This is a genomic window from Candidatus Zixiibacteriota bacterium (assembly GCA_040752595.1).
Taxonomy (GTDB): Bacteria; Zixibacteria; MSB-5A5; order WJJR01; family WJJR01; genus JACQFV01.
Genome location: JBFMGX010000028.1, coordinates 109,217 through 124,782 on the forward strand (window position 1 = coordinate 109,217; position 15,566 = coordinate 124,782).

Consider the following 15,566-nt stretch of genomic DNA (forward strand, 5'->3'; position numbering starts at 1 on the left):
GTCGGGCCGACCGTGGCTCTCATCCTCTTCACCATCGGCTTCGTCTCGATCCTGGGACAGGTAGGGCTCCTGCGCGAACTCAATGTCGCATTCTATGGCGTGGAGCTCATCTATCTCCTGGCCATGGGGCTGTGGTTGCTGTGGAGCGGAACCGGCGCTCTGATCGGACGCCGCAGGAGACCGCCATCGACGACCTGGGTCCACGCGTTGCTCATTCTGTTTGCTGTCCTACTCCCCGTTGATGCGATGGTCATCCGCTGGCTGCGCGTGATCGCAGGCGGAATACCGGGAACATATCTCCCGATCGGTCGACAACTCATCGCCGCCGCCTTGGTTCTCTGTCCCATTGGCGTCGTCCTCGGCCTGCTGTTTCGGATGGCCGCCCATCGATATGTCGCCGGGAATCGCACTCTCGCGGCCGCCTACGCCATCGAGAGCGCAGGCGGGTTGCTGGGCGGGCTGGTCGCAACCCTACTGCTGTCTCTTGGCGTCCAGAATCTCGCGATGATCGCATTCTGCAGTCTGTCGGCCGTCACCGCCGTGCTTGTGTCGCAGGCATTGAAGCGCCGCTCGACGCGGCAGGTTCTGCTCCTCGTCACGGCCTTGCCGTTTCTGGCGCTGCTGCTCCCACCATCGATTGATCGCGCGCTGACGCGCGTCAATCACCCCGACTTGTTGGATACGCGCGATTCTCCCTATGGCCGCATCACGGTCACGCGCCGTGGTGATCAGTTTGTGCTATTCGAGAATGACGCGCTCACCTTCGAAACTCAGAACGTCGCGTCCGAGGAGATTGCGCATCTGGGAGCATTGCACTGCGCGGCCCCCGAACGCGTCCTGATTCTCGGCGGCGGGTTGGGCGGGCTCCTGGCTGAGATCCTGAAGCACGCTCCGCAACAGGTGGACTATGTGGAGTTGAACGCCACGTTGCTGGACGAGGCCAAGCAGACTCTGCCCCGGGAGTGTCTGGCGCCACTGGAGTCCGTGGTCGTGCGCGTTCATGTGGCCGATCCCCGGGAGTTCATCGCGACGGCCCCGCCGTACGATCTGATCCTCGTGGGCATGCCGGACCCGGCATCCGGGCTCAGCGGCCGCTTCTACACCCAGGAGTTCTTCGCGAGGTGCGCCGCGAAGCTGCGTCGGGGCGGCGTACTGGCGTTCCGGCTGAGCACTTCGGAGAATATCTGGACGCGATTCGTCATCGACCGGAATGCCAGCATCATTGGTGCGTTGCGCGTGACATTCCCCGATGTCCGCGTCTTCCCGGCTTCGGCCAACATCGTGGTCGCCTCACCCGGGCCACTGCCGCGCGGCCCCGACGACGTGACCGCCGGGTTACAGCGCCGCGGTCTCCGGACGCGTCTGATCACGCCGGCGTACATCAACTACCTGTATACAAACGATCGTTTCGCGGAACTGGCGCACCGTCTCGAGTCGACACCAGCCCCACCGAACACCGATGCGCGGCCAGTGTGCTACCGTTATGCCGGCATGGTCTGGTTGTCGAAGTTCATTCCTGCGCTGATCAATCGGGATTTCGGGCTACTGATCTTGTCGTCGGCAGTACGCCTGACCAGCGTCGGCATCTTGGTGTTCCTCGTCGCCGGCGGTTTCCTGATGGTCCGCCGGCGGCGGATGCTCCGGCCAGTGGCCCTGGTCGGTGTGGCGGGATTCGCGGGAATGATCCTTGAGTCGTGCATCATCCTCCACTATCAAGTCACGAGCGGCGCTCTCTATCTGAATGTCGGGATTCTGCTGATGGCGGTGATGGCGGGGTTGGCCATGGGCGCCCCCGCCGTCGGGCGATTGATGGCGGCATCACGCTTGTCAGCGAACGGCGGGAGAGTGATCGGATACGGGCTCTTGGGAGCCGTCGCTGTGATCGGCGGCGCCTTCGGAGCCCTCATGTCCATAGGGTTGGGCACCAGCTTGCTTGAAGGCACGATACTGCTCGTAGCGATCGGGGCGCTTGTCTCCGGCCTCTTTGCCTATGCCAGTCTCTGCGGCGTCGAACAGCAGAATCTTGTTGGCCCACTCTACGGGGCCGATCTCCTCGGAGGATTCGCCGGGGCGGTCCTCGGGAGTCTCGTGCTGATTCCCTTCTCTGGGCTGGTCGAAGCAGCACAGGCAACATCCCTGCTGGCCATGCTGGCGCTGGTCCTCATCTGAAGAGACCGTCACCGGGGTAAGCTCCATATTGACCAATTGAATGCTACAAGGTATGCTGGATGGAGGCGGGGCGTGGCGGCAACGCCGAATCGACAAAGTGGGGCGATATGAAGAGAGCCATCCTTGCACTCATGATCCTCTCATCGAGCGTCAGAGTATCGCTTGCGGCGCAGGAACGGCTGGCGGTGCTGCCGCTGCGCGGCATCGGCGTGGATCCCACGACAGCGCAGACGGTCCGCCTGCTGTTGCAGTCGGAGCTGACGCGATTGAAAAAGTACGAGGTTGCATCCGAAACCGAAATCGCACTCCTGTTGGCCGACAGCAGTTGTTCGGATGCCGCCTGTGCGGCTGGAGTCGGGAGGCAGTTGAAGGTGGCCAAGGTCGTCTTCGGCAGCCTGAACCGGCTCGGCGAGAAGATCATCTTCCAGTATCACCTTGTCGACGTCTCCTCCGGCAGCACGCTTTTCTCCGATGCGATGAGCGCCCTGCACGTCGAGGACTTGGATCAGGTGACCAAACGCGTCGCCGTAAGCATCACCGAACAGACTCCGGCTGAGAAGACCGTGGAAGTCGGACGGGTCACCGAGCAGGAGTCGCTGCAACCGCACGAGCGCAAGGCGAACTCCTCATCGGGAATCGGCGTCGGCTACCTCTATCCGGAGGAGGGGTACGACGACAAGCAGAGTTTCTTCATCTGGGACTTCCGAAGTCTGTATGAAATCCGGCACGTGGCCGTCGATGCTCTCTTGGGAATCCGGAAGGGGCTGGCGGTGAATGTCGGCGTCATGTACCTGCCGAGCTTGCGCGATTTCAGTCCCTTTGTCGCCGGCGGACTGGGATTTCATACCGTGGACCACGAGTATCGGTATGATGAGTCCCACCCCTACGACGAACAGGACAACAAATCCAGCGGCGGTGTGGAATTCCTCATCAAGGGAGGTCTGTTGGCGTTTCGGACCTACGATTTCCGCGTGATCGCCAACTTCGAGTACAGCCTTGCTCTCAACGGCGCGCACGACCGCGGATACGTCGTGACCCTCGGCATCATGCGGGCCGGCAAGAAGATCTTCGGCATCTTCTGATGTGTCCGGGAATGACCGCCTCGGATTGACCTCCCGGGATAACAGCGTGTTGCCATGCGGGGAGGTTCGCGGGCGAACACGGGGTTCGCCCCGGGTGTATCCCGACATCCTGTGTGCTACTGACCTCGGTCAGTGGCTCTTGTTCCGCACGTCTCATTCATTGATCAAGGTCATGGCGCCGGGGTTCGCCCGGGGACTCTGATCGCAAAGTGATCCACTCCCCGGTATCGGGGGTCGTATGTTGTGGTGAGAGGTTTCGATGCGGCCCCCCGATTCCGACGAAGTGCGCTGGCTGTTTCTCGACTTGAACTCGTACTTTGCCTCCGTCGAGCAGCAGGTCAATCCCAAGTTGCGCGGCCGGCCGGTCGGGATACTCCCCCTGCTGGCCGAGACCTCCTGCTGTATCGCCGCCAGCCGCGAGGCGAAGAAGTTCGGCATCCGCACCGGGACGCTGGCCCGCGAGGCGCGTCGCCTGTGCCCCGGCATCCACCTGATCGAATCGCGCCCGCAGCGGTATGTCGAGTACCACGACAAGATCGTCGCGGCGGTCGAGTCATGCACGCCCGTCACCGCGATTCACTCAATCGATGAAATGGCGTGCCGGTTGAGCCGGGGCGAACGGGATCCGGCCGCCGCCGTGGCACTGGCGCGGATGATCAAACGCACGATCCATGACACCGTCGGCGAAGTGCTGACGTGCTCCGTCGGTTTGGCGCCCAACAAGTGGTTGGCCAAGGTGGGCACCGATATGCAGAAACCCGACGGGCTTGTGGTGATCCGGCAACACGACCTCCCCGAGATTCTCTTTACTCTGCAACCGATCGATCTGCCCGGCATCGGGCCGCGCATGAACAAACGACTCGAGGCACGCGGCATCACCACGGTCAAACGACTCTGCGAGTTGAGCGAGAAGCAAATGCGGCAACTCTGGGGCGGGATTGTCGGCGAGCGCTTCTGGCACTGGCTGCACGGACATGACATCCCCGACGTGGTGACGCACCAAAGCTCGCTGGGACACTCCCATGTCTTGGGGCCGGACGTGCGCAGCGAGGCGGCGGCCTATGGGGTGTTGCAGCGCCTGCTGCACAAGGCGGCGGCACGGCTGCGTCTGGGGAATCTGTGGACCACGGGCATGATCGTGTTTGTGAAGTTCTATGGCGACCGCTCCTGGGAGGAGAAGGCCGTCTTCCAGGAGTGTCAGGACACACTGACCCTGTTGCAGACCCTGCAAGTTCTTTGGCGCAGGCGCCCCTCGTTTGAACACAGCACACCCCAATTGGTCGGGCTCAACCTCGTCGGCCTGGTTCCGGACGAGCAACACAACCTCCCCCTCCTCGGAGACGGCAAGCGCGAAGCGCTGTCGCGGGCGTTGGATCGCATCAATGCCAAGTACGGCGGCCGGACACTCTACTTCGGCGGCATTCACGACTATCGTACCACGGCCCCGGTGCGCATCGGCTTCACCAACATCCCCAAGGAGTGCGACTGGGCCTGAGCCCGCCTCACATCGAAACCATCACGGATTGAGCCAATCCAGCGAGGGCGCGGCGCTTTTGCGTATATTCATTGATGCGGGCGGCCTTTCCGGCTGCCGATCATCAGATTGTAAGGGCATGGGCGGCATCGCACGCCGCGAACTGCTGATCGGACCCGCTGCGGACTTCGGATCGAATCCTCGCAATCCCGGCAAACCACCATGCCAACCGCACCATCGACCAGAAACCGCGCCCGCATGTGGCTTCTCTATGCGGGAATCTGGACGCTGGTCGGGCTCTTCTGGGCCACGCGATGGTACTGGCTGTTCAAGGACAGTAAGACCATGCCGATTACGTGGCTGGAATCGATGTGCCTCGGGCTGGTGGAGTGGTACCTCTGGGGTTTCTTCGCCCTGGCCATCTTCGCGATTTCATCACGACTACCATTTCAGAAGTCGCGCTGGTGGCGGCCGCTGCCGATTCATGCCGTCTGCGCGTTGGTGATCAGTCTCGTGCAGCTCCTGCTGTACAATGCCGCCCAACGGCCGATCGATGAGTACTTCATGCAGCAACCCCCGCCGCCGGAAATGGCCACATTCTGGTCCGGGTATTTCTACATCCTGCGCTCCAAGCTCCACGCCGCCGTCATGGCGTATGCGCTCATCGCGATGGTGTCATACGCGATCTTGTACTACCGGCGCTACCGCCAGCAGGAACTGCAGGCGGCCGAGTTGTCGACCCAGTTGGCGCATGCCCGGCTCGACGCGCTCCAATCGCGTTTGCAGCCCCACTTCCTGTTCAACACGCTCCACACGATCTCATCGCTCATGCACGAGGACGTCGCCGCCGCCGATCTCATGGTGTCGCGGCTCAGCGGACTTCTGCGCCTGGTGCTCCACCACGCCGATCGGCCGACCATCGCGCTGCGCCGGGAGCTGGAGTTCGTCGAGGCCTACCTGGACATTGAGCGCGTCCGGTTCTCGGATCGGCTGAGAGTCGTCGTCGACGTCGATGCGGCGGCACTCGATGTCCCTGTTCCCACGCTCATGTTGCAGCCGCTGGTTGAGAACGCGGTGAGACATGGCGTGGCAGCCGCAACGGATGGAGGCACGGTCCGTGTCGGTGCCCGCCTGGACAACGGTTATCTCCTGGTCTCGGTGTCGGACAACGGACCGGGTCTGGGGAGTCGGAGCACGGGCGGTTCCGGGCGCGGCATCGGCCTCGCCAGTGTCCGCGAGCGATTGCAGAGTTTGTATGGCGAAGACCACATCTTCACCCTGAGCAACAGCGAGGCCGGTGTTTCGGTGTCGATCAGGATTCCCTGCCAATCGGTCGATCCTGCCGGAGTGCGGAATGATGAAGGTCCTGATCGTCGATGATGAACCGCCGGCGCGGCGTCGGATACGACGCCTCCTCTCGGGGCATCCCGACATCCGGATTGTGGGGGAGTGCCGCAACGGCGCGGAAGCCGTGAAGGCCATCCGGACGGAGGCGCCGGATCTGATCTTCCTCGATGTGCAGATGCCGGGGATGGATGGATTCGACGTGTTGCGCCGGCTCGATGAGAAACACATGCCGGCCGTTGTCTTCGTCACCGCCTACGATCAGTACGCCGTGCGCGCGTTCGACGTGCACGCGCTGGACTACCTGCTGAAGCCGTTCGACGAAGAACGATTCGCGAAAACGCTGCGCCGCGCCCGCGAGCAGGTGCACGATGGACTCGCGTCCCCGGATCGCAGCCGGCTGTTGAAACTACTCGCATCGTTGTCGCCGCGCAGCCCCCGCGAAGCACGGCTGCTCATCCGGGATCGTGGGAAGACCCTCTTCGTTCCCTTGGACACGATTGAGTGGATCGAGTCCGCCGGGAACTACTGCATCGCCCACACTCCCAACGGTAAGCAACTCCTGCGCCGGACGATGAAGGCATTGGAGGAAGCTCTGAGCCCTGACGTCTTCCGACGGGTCCATCGCCGCGCGATCGTCAATATCCAATGCATCAAAGAACTTCGATCTTGGGGAGAGGGCGAATACGAGCTCATCCTCGCCAGCGGCGCCAAAGTACCGGTGAGCCGCCGCTACCGCCGCCATCTCGACGAAGCGCTGTAGCCCAGCCCCTGACAGGTTGCTGAAGAAAAGCAATCATTGTCATTCCGAGTCCCGCCGCTCTTTGGCGGGGCGAGGAATCTGCTTTCCTTTCATAGGGAAAACAGCAGATCCCTCGTCCGCCATGGGCGGACTCGGGATGACAATCAGGCACAAACGATCACTTCCATGCGTTTTTCAGTACCGTGCTAAGGGCCTCCAACAAAACGAGGGCTGAAAGAACTCCCTCACCCGATCCGCCTTAGGCGGATCGACCTCTCTCCCTCACTCTGTTCGGGACATTGCCGGAGGGAGAGGTCAGACTTCCCCCTCTCCCCTCTGGGGAGAGGGTAGGCCTGCCCTGAGCGACTTGTCCCGAGCGGAGTCGAGGGAAGCCGAAGGGGTGAGGGGCTGTCGCAGGTGCATTGCAAATGCCGAAGCCCCAACGCACCTTGAACTTCTCCTTTTCTTGGACGCTCTCAGTCGACCGTTCATCACTCAATACCCGCCGCTTGTACCATCCGTGTGATGTTCGTCACATCGACGCCGTCGGCATTGTGTCCGGCCATATATTCGAACCGGGTGTGAACATCCGTGCCCGCGCGTCACTCACCCGCCGTGGCCGGATCGGCCGATCACATGCGCTCCTGATCACCAATGGAGGTCCCATGCATCACTGGATGTATCTTCACCGGCTCGTCTTGGCCGGCGCGGTTCTCACGGCAGTTCTTGCGTTCGCGCCGTTGGCCGCGCCTGTGACAATCAACGTACCTGCGGATCAGGGAACGATTCAAGCGGGCATCGACGCCTCCAGCCACGGTGACACCGTGCTGGTCGCACCGGGAACGTACTTTGAGAACATTCGTCTTCGGGGCAAACGCATCACGCTGACCAGTCGCTATGTCCTGGCGAGCGATACCAGCTTCATATCGTCCACGATCATCGACGGCAGTGCTCCGAACCATCCCGATACGGCCAGCGTGATCCTCATCATGGATGGCGAAGACGCACGCACGGTCGTCCAGGGGTTTACGATCCGCGGCGGCGAAGGGACACGGTGGAACGATGAGCACGGTGCCGGTTTCTATCGCGAGGGCGGCGGGATACTCTGCGCCTTCACGTCGCCGACGATCCGCCACAACAAGATCTACGCCAACTTCGTCACCAACACCGGCGGCGTCGTGAGCACCGGCGGCGGCGGTATCCGTGCGGGTGACGCCAGCCCGAGGATTCTGGGGAATCGCTTCGAGTCAAACTTCGGCCGGTACGGGGGCGCCATCGTCCTCAACTTCCCGGTCGCCGCCGTAGTGCGCAACAACATCATCAAGGGCAACACCGCCGCAGGCGCCTACGGCGGCGGAGCGGTCTGGGTCAACGAGGGAACCAGCGGAACAGTCGTCCAGAACAATACCGTCTACGGGAACTCATCGACCGCCGGCAGCGGTGGACTCTTGAGCTTGGCCGGCACGCTGTATGTGCGCAACGGTATCGTATGGTCCAACACACCGGCGGATGCCGGGACCGCGTTTGGGGGCACGTTCCACGTCACCTACACGGACATCGGCCAGACCGGTCTCCCGCCGGGGGACGGCAATCTCAACATCGCGCCCACGTTCGTCGATCTAATCGGGTTCGTGCCGGCCGATGGGTCCCCCGTGATCGATGCCGGGAATCCCGATCCCGAGTATGATGACGTCGAGGACCCGGGCAATCCAGGGACGGCTCTGTATCCGGCGCGCGGGACCCTCCGCAACGACATGGGTGCGCACGGCGGCGGCAACCCCGATTCCCTCGACGTCGACGGCGATGGCACGATCGATGTGCAGGACAACTGCCCCGATGCCGCCAATGCGTCGCAAGTCGACACCGATGGCGACGGCTGGGGGAACGCATGTGACAGCGACGACGACAACGATGGACGGCCCGATGGCAACGACAACTGCCCGTTGTTTTTCAATCCTGATCAACTGGACACGGACGGTGACGGTGTCGGCGACGTGTGCGACAACTGCCCGCTCGTGGCCAATCCCGGACAGGAAGACACCGATTCCAATGGCGTGGGCGATGTCTGCCAGTGCTCCTGCCCTTGCCACGGGGACCCGCAGTGCGACGGCATTGCCAATGTGCAGGACGTCGTGCAGACGGTCAATGTGGCCTTCCGAGGTGCACCGGCCGTGTTCGATCCGAATTGTCCCAGAGAACGAACTGATGCCAACTGCGACGGATTCTCAACGGTTCAGGACGTCGTGAAGGCGGTCAATGTCGCCTTCCGAGGCGCGAGTCCGGCGACAGAGTTCTGCGATCCCTGCGCGCCGTAGAACCGGTGACAGGTCGCTGTGCCCCGGCCTGTGGAATCAGTTGCATAACCCCAATGACTCGCTCTCAAGCTTCGTGGCGCCGGGTGCCCACACCCGGCGCTGCGGTCGGGTGTAGGCGCCCGACCGCACAGAAATCGGGTTATGCAACTGGTTGTAGTCGTTTCAGTATCTTCGCGGATGCGAGAGAGCGGCTCAAACTCACACCCAGCCAAAGGGGACGACGCTTTTGTAGGCCCGCCAGGCGAACAGACCGGCCAGAATCTCCACGACCACGATGGCCGACGGAGTCCAGTGTGAGAACACCTGCATTCCCAGGGCCACTTCGGTGATCAAAAGAAACAGGCAAACCGCCGCCAGGCGTTTGCGGCGGAGACGGAACGGCGCCATGTGAGCGGCGACATCGGCGGGAACTGTTTCACCGGTAACCGACGCGAGCAGCGCATCAATCCCGGGCTGGACGGAGAAGTGGATATGTGAGAGCAGCCCCATGAGCAGAAACAGAATGACCGTTTTCGCACTGAGCACGGCGTCGCTCCAAAGGCCTTGGAATCCGATCCCGTCGACCACGACGAGAGCAATTCCCGAAAGCAAGGCCGTCAGTTGGAAGACAAAACACCGTCGCGCGCCCCCCCGAATGACGGCCTCAAAATACCGGTCGACTCTCACACCGGCGTCTTTTCCCATTCGTGCGCGCTCGTTGACCACAACGAGGTTGTAGAGCGGCACAGACATGAAGACGACCGTGATCACGTGCGCGAAAACCAGAATGGCGTGCCAGTCCATCGTTCAGCCCTTCCGTCAGCTTCAAAAGACAATCACCTTGTCCGCCCAAGATGTCCACTCGGTCAGCTCTTCCATCGAACTGCGATGGACGCCTTCGAGCAACTCGCTTTCGGAGATGCCGCGGGCGTCGGCGCACGTGCCGCACGTTCCCACGGGGATCTCCGCCGCGACCAGGCCTTTGATCATGCGTTCCAGGTTGTAGTATCCGTTTGGCGTCTTCTGTCCCGATTTCCCGCAGCCGACCGCGTCGGCCATCAGGAACACGCGAAGCTCAGCGCCCTCCTGCTTTCGCAGCGAGAGCGCCAGCCGAAGACCATTGTAGGACCGCTCGGTGCCGTACGGGGGATCGTTGAGAATGAACAGGTATTTCATCTTTACTCCGTGACTTTGAGCCGAACGGTGCGAACGAGGTAGTTCGACAACATCCCCTTCGTCGCATCACCTTTTACGGATTCTCCGGACGTGAGCATCACATGGAGTTCAAGAACAGCTTCGATCGCTCCGTCGAGTGGCTGGATCGTCATGGGCAGGGCGGTCACCCTCGCTCCGTCGTAGGCGGGTGACTTGTCGCCGACGAGGCGGCAGGCCATGGGCAGATTGACCGACCAGCCCGGCGCGAATTTCGACAACGACGTGGTTCCGATCTGGGTGGGATCGATGTAGAGCCAGGCGTTCCGGTAGGGGCTTGAGGCGGAGTCGCCCTTGATCCGTCCGATTATGGTCATAACAGTCTTCGACTCAAAGCGCTTCGCTCTAATCAGGAAGCTACCGTCGTCTTGTCGGAGGGACTTGCCGGTTTCCTTGTCGATGATGTCCACGATTGTGTTCGATTCGTCGCTCCAGGGCCCGTTGTTCACGTGACAGGCACTGCATGATCTGGATGTACCGAGGATTCCCACAGCAGGCGGATACCCGGATGCTGCTGTCACAATGCCCAGCACGGTAACAGCAACGCCCAGAACGCATAGTGTTTTCGCGGTCAAATGTCCTCCCAGTGATTGGCTTAGGTCGAATCACAGTCAGCGGATGGAAGATCCTCGCGCGTGTTCTCAACCGGAATCTCGCGGAGAATCGGGTATACGCGCCCTGATCAAACTGTCAACTTTATTGCGAATCTCATCAATGGGCGCGCCGGGAAAATGCGTCGCGTAGGCAATCAACCCCTTGTCCACGATGAAGAACTGGGGATTGGCTGGACAGGTGCCCGGGTGTACTTTCACACCACCATACTGCTCATACACCTTGCCTCTGGGATCGATGAGCATGGGAAAGGTCACACGGTGCTGTCCCGCAATTCTGGAGACCGTCGCCGTGTCTCCGCCAAGCAGACTGACGGCCATGATCGATACATCCTTGGGCGCGTACCGTCGACCCAGGCTTTGCACTTCTGGAAGGGCGGCTTGGCAGCCGCCGCACAGATTGGTGAACCACAGAAGAACCATGTCTTCCCTGTGAGAGGACAATGTGTCCGTCTTCCCGCCCAAACTCGGCAAAGAGAATTCGGGGGCGCGGTCGCCGGCTTCAAGACTGTGCCCGCTCGGGCGTCGCTCTCTCGCGTGCGACGGCTGAATGCTCGCCGGCGCACCGGTCTCGCCACAGGGTGCCGATATGGGTGTACTGAACAGCAGGAACGCGAGGGACAGCCGGTGGAACTTCTTCATTTCGTTCTCCTCTTCAGTGAAATGGGCACGGTCATGGCTTCCATCCGGCGCTATCGTCTCGTGACGGACATCGGCTCCACAGGCAGCCCAACGTCTCTCCATTCCGCGATCCCATCGGAGAGTCTGAACGCACTGAAGCCCTTGGATCGCAGCAGCGAGACTGCTTCCTGCGCGAGGACGCAGTAGGGGCCACGGCAGTACGCCACAATCTCTTTGTCCGGTGAGAGCTCTTTGAGCCGTTTCCGCAACTGAGAAAGCGGAACCGACACGGCCCATGGCAGATGCCCCGCGCTGAATTCGTCTTCCGGCCGAACGTCAAGGATGACGACTTCGCCGACACGCGCCCGCTTGAGCAACGTCTTGCGATCGACGGGCTGCAGACGCATCGATGGGTCGAAGTACTCGGCCATGATGCGGTCGATTTCGGCCATGCGACTCTCCGCGAGCCGGCGAAGGTCTCGAAAAAATCCGCAAACCTCACTGCCGGCCAGTCGGTAGTAGACGAACACGCCGTCCTGACGACGGTCGACCAGTCTCGCGCCTCGGAGCACCTGCAGGTGGCGCGAGGTGTTGGCTACCGACATGCTTGAGTGCTCGGCGAGCGTTTCTACCGTCTTCTCGCTTTGACACAGCAAATCGAGGAGCTCCAGCCGCTTGGGGCTTGAGAGGGCGTGCCCCAGTTGGGCAAACTGGACGTAGAGTCTGTCTTTAACTTCGCGGCCAGTGGACATGTCCCATCCTCAATTGTTCAATTGAACAATTTATTATACATACAAACCGGCCAGTCGCGTCAACTCCTTTCTTTGTACCGCCACTTTTCATCCCTTCGGCGGTTTATTCCCAGCAACCACAATCTGGCGTCAACGATACCAAGGCCCCCTTCGGCGTGCACTCGAACGCCTTGGCCGGCAAGTGGATGGGGGGCGTGTCAACTTCACGGTTGCTCCCAACCCGCCGTTTGCATTCGGAGGCATGATACCATACATTCGGTCGCATGCTAACCCAGAGGAGGTCAGGATGAACAAACGGTGGGTGGCATGTGCCGTGATCATGCTGTGTCTCGGCATCGCCGCCGCAACGAACGCCGGCGCGGAGAAGATCTTTCCCTACGCCTATCAGCAGACGGTCCTGGAAAACGGCCTCAAGGTCATAGTCATTCCCATGGAGAGCCCCGGGATCGTGGCTTATTACAGCATCGTCCGCACCGGAAGCCGCGATGAGTACGAGCCCGACCATTCGGGATTCGCCCATTTCTTCGAACACATGATGTTCCGGGGCACCAAGAAGTACCCCGGCCGCGTGTACGACCAACTCATGACCGAGATGGGGGCCAATGCCAACGCCTTCACGTCCAGCGATGTGACCTGCTACCATCTGGAATTCGTGGCCGACGACCTGGGGAAGGTCATGGAACTGGAGAGCGACCGGTTCCAGAACCTGTCGTACGCGGAGAGCGATTTCAAAACCGAGGCCGGTGCCGTGCGCGGCGAGTACATGAAGGGACTGTCCAGCCCGCGCTTCATCATGCACGAGACGCTGATGAACACCGCCTATGACAAACACACCTACAAGCACACGACCATCGGCTTCGGACGAGATGTCGAGGCGATGCCGACGATGTATGAATACAGCAAGTCGTTCTTCCAGCGCTACTACCGGCCCGAGAACGTCGTGCTCGTGATCGTCGGCGACATCAAGCCGGATTCCACCCTGGCCATGGTGAAAAAGTACTACGGCGGCTGGCAGAAAGGCTATGTACCTCCTCAAGTCCCGGTCGAGCCGGAGCAGACTGCCGAGCGGCGTGCCGATGCGGCGTTCAAAGGCCGGACGTTGCCGCTGTTGGCTGTGGCCTACAAGGCGGTCGCTTTCAATCCCGATGATCGGTCCATGGCGGCCTGCATGCTGTTGGGCGACCTGGCGTTCGGCGAGACCAGCGACATCTACGAGAGACTGGTTCTGAGCGAGCAGCGTGTGCAGTACCTCGGTCCCGACTTCGAACCCAGTCGTGACCCGGGATTGGCGACCATTTATGCGATGGTGAAGGACCCCGCGGACGTGGACGCCGTCGAGGAGGAGATCTACCGGACCATCGCCTTCTATCAGAACAATCGGGTGGATTCCGCGCAACTGAGCGACGTGAAGAGCCACACCCGGTACGGCTTCTTGATGGGGCTCGACACTCCGGATGGCGTCGCCGGCAGTCTGGTGTACTTGCTGGCGATCGGTGGCGACATGGGTGTGGTTGATCAGCTCTATGCCACGATCGATCAGGTCACGGCCTCGGATATCATGTACGCGGCCAAGACGCTTCTGACTCCCGAGAAGCGGACAGTCGTATTGGTGAAGGGACAGTAGCCATGCAGGATAGAAGGAAGAACGTCGTGCGGCTGGCCGCCGCCATCATATGCGCCGTCGGCCTCTGCGGACAATCGTGGGGCATCGGCACCGTGGAGTTGCCGGTTTCATCTGATCCAACGGTGTCATTTCGCATCTGGTTCAAGGTCGGATCCCAAGACGACCCGCCGGGAAAGGAAGGGCTGGCCGCCCTCACCGCGGCCATGATCAGCGAATCAGCGACACGCCGGAACGGCTACGATCAGATTCTCAAGGAGCTGTACCCCATGGCGGCGGGGTACGGCGCCTCCGTCGACAAAGAGATGACCGTGATGTCCGGTCGCGTGCACAAGGATCACCTGGACCGCTATGTGGATCTCCTCCTGCAGGCAATCGTGGAGCCGGCGTTGACGACCGAGGATTTCCAACGACATCAGACGAACGCCATCAACTACCTCGACAAGACCCTGCGGTACTCCAACGATGAAGCGCTGGGCAAACAGATGCTCTACGACGCGCTGTTCGCCAATACGACCTACGGGCATCCGGAGGTGGGGCTCCCCACCAGCCTGCGGCTGATCACATTGGATGACATCAAGCAGTTCTACCGGACCCACTACACCGCCGGCAATGTCGTGATCGGAATCGGCGGCGGGTATGATCCGGCGCTGGTGGAACGGCTGAAGACGGGATTGAGCGCACTGCCGCCCGATGCCCCCGCCGTCGTGGCCAAGCCCGTGCCCGCAAGGCCCGAGGGGATCGACGTCACGCTCGTGGAGAAGGAGACCCAGTCGACGGCCATCAGCATCGGTTTCCCCATCGACGTGCTGCGCGGCGATCGCGATTTCTACGCCCTGTGGATCGCCAATTCCTGGCTCGGCGAGCACCGCAACTCCAGCAGCCATCTCTACCAGGTGATCCGCGAAGAGCGGGGCATGAACTATGGGGACTATTCCTATATCGAGTACTACCCGCACGGTTGGGCCCGCCAGTTTCCGTCTCCGAACGCCTGCCGGCGCCAGCAGTTCTTTGAGATCTGGATTCGCCCGGTGCAGAACGAGGCCGCGCATTTCGCCCTGCGCGCGGCGATCCGGGAGCTGCAGAACCTCATCGACAACGGGATGAAGCCTGAGGACTTCGCCTTGACCAAGATGTTCCTGAAGAAGTACGTGAAGCACTACGCGCCCACGACCGACATGCGCCTCGGCTACAAGCTGGACGACGCGTTCTACGGCATTCCCGACCATTTGCAGACGGCCGAGAAGATGTTCGAGGAGTTGACGCTGGAGGATGTCAACGCCGCGGTGCGCAAGCACCTGCAAACCGCGAACATGCGAATCGCGATGATCACCAAGAACGCGCCGGCGTTGAAGGAAGCGTTGGTCAGCGATTCACCCAGCCCCATGACATACGAGAATCCGAAACCGTCCGAGGTGACCAGGGAAGACAAGGTCATCGCCGTCTATCCCCTGAAAATACCGGCGGAGAACGTTGTGATCGTACCGGTGGACAGTACGTTCTTGCGTTAGACGGTTTCTCCAGCGACAAGCAGGCAACGGCCGGTGGGCGGACCGCCCACCGGCCGTTTTCGTTCCTAGAATCGGTTTCACAACCGAGATGGATGGTCAGAACACGTCGTGGCGCCGGGTGCCCACACCCGGC

13 protein-coding genes are annotated in these 15,566 nt (G+C 61.4%); 8 read left to right on the top strand and 5 right to left on the bottom strand.

What is annotated here, in order from left to right; all coding sequences use genetic code 11:
• The first annotated feature begins 12 nt into the window (after window positions 1–12).
• The 6 genes from AB1792_08035 (at window position 13) to AB1792_08060 (ending at window position 9,126) form a co-directional block, all read left to right on the top strand.
• The gene (locus AB1792_08035; GenBank protein ID MEW5702161.1) at window positions 13–2,169 is read left to right on the top strand and encodes a hypothetical protein; all 2,157 of its coding nucleotides are present in this window, start codon (window positions 13–15) and stop codon (window positions 2,167–2,169) included.
• Between the two features lie 107 nt (window positions 2,170–2,276).
• Complete coding sequence (locus tag AB1792_08040; GenBank protein ID MEW5702162.1) at window positions 2,277–3,251, top strand: hypothetical protein; 975 nt, start codon at window positions 2,277–2,279, stop codon at window positions 3,249–3,251.
• A 259-nt stretch (window positions 3,252–3,510) separates the two neighbouring features.
• Window positions 3,511–4,746 (top strand): DNA polymerase, encoded by a 1,236-nt coding sequence (locus tag AB1792_08045; protein ID MEW5702163.1) that lies wholly within the window; start codon window positions 3,511–3,513, stop codon window positions 4,744–4,746.
• A 201-nt stretch (window positions 4,747–4,947) separates the two neighbouring features.
• Window positions 4,948–6,105, top strand: coding sequence for a sensor histidine kinase (locus tag AB1792_08050; protein ID MEW5702164.1), 1,158 nt, complete (start codon window positions 4,948–4,950; stop codon window positions 6,103–6,105).
• Window positions 6,080–6,832 carry a response regulator gene (locus AB1792_08055; GenBank protein MEW5702165.1) on the top strand — a complete coding sequence of 251 codons (753 nt, stop codon included), beginning with the start codon at window positions 6,080–6,082 and terminating at the stop codon, window positions 6,830–6,832. Before AB1792_08050 ends, AB1792_08055 begins: the two co-directional genes overlap by 26 nt.
• Before the next feature lie 644 nt (window positions 6,833–7,476).
• Entirely contained in the window at window positions 7,477–9,126 is a 1,650-nt protein-coding gene (locus AB1792_08060; GenBank protein ID MEW5702166.1) for a thrombospondin type 3 repeat-containing protein, read from the top strand.
• Between the two features lie 198 nt (window positions 9,127–9,324).
• On the opposite strand, the gene AB1792_08065 is transcribed toward AB1792_08060, so the two are convergent.
• From AB1792_08065 to AB1792_08085, 5 genes are all read right to left on the bottom strand, one after another.
• Window positions 9,325–9,909 carry a hypothetical protein gene (locus AB1792_08065; protein ID MEW5702167.1) on the bottom strand — a complete coding sequence of 195 codons (585 nt, stop codon included), beginning with the start codon at window positions 9,907–9,909 and terminating at the stop codon, window positions 9,325–9,327.
• Between the two features lie 21 nt (window positions 9,910–9,930).
• Entirely contained in the window at window positions 9,931–10,281 is a 351-nt protein-coding gene (locus AB1792_08070; protein MEW5702168.1) for a DsrE family protein, read from the bottom strand.
• A gap of 2 nt (window positions 10,282–10,283) precedes the next feature.
• Window positions 10,284–10,766 carry a hypothetical protein gene (locus AB1792_08075; protein MEW5702169.1) on the bottom strand — a complete coding sequence of 161 codons (483 nt, stop codon included), beginning with the start codon at window positions 10,764–10,766 and terminating at the stop codon, window positions 10,284–10,286.
• 192 nt (window positions 10,767–10,958) lie between these two features.
• Entirely contained in the window at window positions 10,959–11,570 is a 612-nt protein-coding gene (locus tag AB1792_08080; GenBank protein MEW5702170.1) for a peroxiredoxin family protein, read from the bottom strand.
• A 50-nt stretch (window positions 11,571–11,620) separates the two neighbouring features.
• Window positions 11,621–12,301, bottom strand: a complete 681-nt coding sequence (locus tag AB1792_08085) for a metalloregulator ArsR/SmtB family transcription factor (GenBank protein ID MEW5702171.1) — start codon at window positions 12,299–12,301, stop codon at window positions 11,621–11,623.
• Window positions 12,302–12,587: 286 nt separating this feature from the next.
• Here AB1792_08085 and AB1792_08090 point away from each other — a divergent pair, with 286 nt between their 5' ends.
• Both AB1792_08090 and AB1792_08095 read left to right on the top strand, forming a co-directional pair.
• Window positions 12,588–13,925 carry a pitrilysin family protein gene (locus tag AB1792_08090; protein MEW5702172.1) on the top strand — a complete coding sequence of 446 codons (1,338 nt, stop codon included), beginning with the start codon at window positions 12,588–12,590 and terminating at the stop codon, window positions 13,923–13,925.
• Window positions 13,926–13,927: 2 nt separating this feature from the next.
• The gene (locus AB1792_08095) at window positions 13,928–15,433 is read left to right on the top strand and encodes a pitrilysin family protein (protein MEW5702173.1); all 1,506 of its coding nucleotides are present in this window, start codon (window positions 13,928–13,930) and stop codon (window positions 15,431–15,433) included.
• Window positions 15,434–15,566 lie beyond the last annotated feature (133 nt).